2 protein-coding genes are annotated in these 2,261 nt (G+C 62.9%); one reads left to right on the forward strand and one right to left on the reverse strand.

Going from position 1 to position 2,261, the window contains the following annotated elements:
* Window positions 1-282 precede the first annotated feature (282 nt).
* A complete protein-coding gene (locus tag J0A65_RS22475; protein ID WP_232850109.1) occupies window positions 283-735 on the reverse strand; it encodes a GNAT family N-acetyltransferase in 453 nt (150 codons plus the stop codon).
* A 318-nt stretch (window positions 736-1,053) separates the two neighbouring features.
* On the opposite strand from J0A65_RS22475, the gene J0A65_RS22480 reads away from it, so the two are divergent.
* The coding region (locus tag J0A65_RS22480; protein WP_269814700.1) for a methyl-accepting chemotaxis protein at window positions 1,054-2,261 on the forward strand (1,208 nt) is incomplete at its 3' end.

Consider the following 2,261-nt stretch of genomic DNA (forward strand, 5'->3'; position numbering starts at 1 on the left):
CGAGCCATCAGGCCCAGTAGCTGCAGTAGCTGCTCTTCCTTGGCAGACATTGCGTGCTCCTATCGAGTCCAGGCTCCAGCTTAGCTGAATGGCCCGAAGTTCAGTGACGCATGTGTGTAAGCCTATTTCCATAGTTGAGGTACTACGTTGGCCCCAGTCCATTCGGACTTGTCTGGCGGGGCCGAGGTGTCCGAATAGCCTTGCGCTGATCGGGTCGAGTCGACTCACCGTGGATACGCGGTGTGCAGCTCTGCTTGCCGGCAATAGCGGCTCAGACCTGGCCTAGATGGAGGTCAGCCTCTTTTCCATGGGCTGGAAAATCAGCCCGGCGAACTCGCCAACTTCGCCGGTCAGGATGAATCCATAGCGCTCGTAAGCTTTCACTGAAGACAGTGCAGCTCTCACCGTCAGCACGTCGCCTCTGGCATGTTCCATTGCCGCGTCGATCAGGCGTCGGCCGATGCCTTTGCGCTGGCAATACGGCGCCACGAACAGCATCGCCACATGGCGTCCTTCCTTGAGCTCGATCAGCCCCGTCAGCGCGCCATCCTCCAGGCAGCCGAGCATGAGGTTGTCACCGGCCATGCGCTCGGCGAACGCCGCTGCGTCTGCCAGCTTGCTGAAGGTCTCCACGCCCTGGGGCGGCAGCGAGGGCGCGACTGCCAGCATGAATGCGTCCATGCACAGGGTGCTGGCGCTGGGGAGGTCATCGCGGGTCAGTTCACGGATCTGCATCCTGTTCATCCTTGTCCGGGCAGGTCTGGTTGAAAACGCGAGGGCGCTGCTGGCCGGAAGCGAGCTTGCTCTGTTCCCGGCGCCTTGCGATTGTGCTCAAGTCGACGCCTTGCCCGCCGACTAAACGGTGTAACGCCGCGCCTGTTCATCTATAACTCAGGGTAGGCATCTGGCGCGGGCATCCTGGCCAGGGCGCTTGTACGCAGATGGCACAGGCGATGGAGTATCGCAGCAACTGATCCTGCTGGTGGAACTAGGAGCGTTCGTAAGCAGTTCTGGTAGCCCCTTGTAGTGTCCCTCCCAAGTAGGAGTAATCGCATGGCTTTGGTCCCCGTTAGACTGTCCCAGCGCTTGACCCTGGGTTGCATCGTGCTTCTGATTCTCACCGCGCTGGCGGTGTTCTCGGTAATGGCCTTGCGTGGGCAGCCCCGTGTGGTGGCGGCCAGTGGTGAGCTGATCGAGCAAACCGGCAGCGCCATCGTGCGCCAGTTGGCGTTGCAGCTGGCGCGTATCGAGGGGGTGACGGCCAGCCTCGCGCATCTGGCCGAGGTGCTGCCGCGTGAGGAGGCGCTGTATCGCGATAGCCTGCCCAATCTGATCGACAATCAGGGGGACCGGGCGATCGCCGGTGGTGGCGTCTGGCCCGAGCCAAATGCCTTCAGTGACGGCGTCGAGCGCCGCAGTTTCTTCTGGGCGCGTGGGGTTGATGGTCGCCTGAGCTACTCGGACGATTACAACGCGGCAGACGGGCCTGGCTATCACAACGATGCCTGGTACACCGGCGCCCGTAGCAGCAAGCTCGGCCAGTGCCTCTGGTCGGAGGCCTATCAGGATGCGGTGACGGGGGTGCCGATGGTCACCTGTAGCGTGCCATACCAGCTGAGTGGCCGCTTTGCCGGCGTCGCCACGCTGGACCTGTTGCTGGATGATCTGGCGCGCTTTCTGACCGAGCAGGGCAAGGTCACCGACGGCTATGCCTTCGCGCTCGATCAGGCCGGCAACGTACTGCATTTTCCGGGCATGACCGGCGGCAAGGGTGGCGCGATGGTCAAGTTCGCCGACCTGGCGCAGCAGCACGATTGGCTCAAGCCGATTCAGGATGCGTTGAGCGGCAGCAGCGGCGGGGGCATCCGCAACATTGATCTCGAGCAGGATGAACAGCTCAACCAGGCCAGTCGCGTCAGTCTGTTCGTGATGCCGGATACCGGCTGGGTCATCGGCCTGGCGACGCCGCAGGAGCGAGTAACGGGCCTGGCCCATGCGCTGACCTGGGAAATTCTGCTGTTTCTGTTGCCCTTGCTGGCGGTGCTGCTGGCACTGGCCTGGCTGGCAGGGCGCAAGTTGATCGGCCAGCTGGAGGAAACCACTGCGCAGATCGATTCGCTGGGGCGCGGCTCGGCCAGTCGTGATGTCGAGTTGAGCGTGGAGCGCGAAGACGAAATCGGCGCACTGCGCCACGCGGTCAACCGCTACGCCGGGCAGTTGCGCACCATGCTTCAGCGCATTGCCGAAGAGGCCGATCACCT

The organism is Bowmanella yangjiangensis (genome assembly GCF_017255015.1).
GTDB classification, from domain to species: domain Bacteria; phylum Pseudomonadota; class Gammaproteobacteria; order Enterobacterales; family Alteromonadaceae; genus Bowmanella; species Bowmanella yangjiangensis.

What these genes read in the sequence shown, in the direction of transcription:
- J0A65_RS22475 (WP_232850109.1), bottom strand. Translation starts at nt 735, where the DNA reads ATGCAGATCCGTGAACTGACCCGCGATGACCTCCCCAGCGCCAGCACC.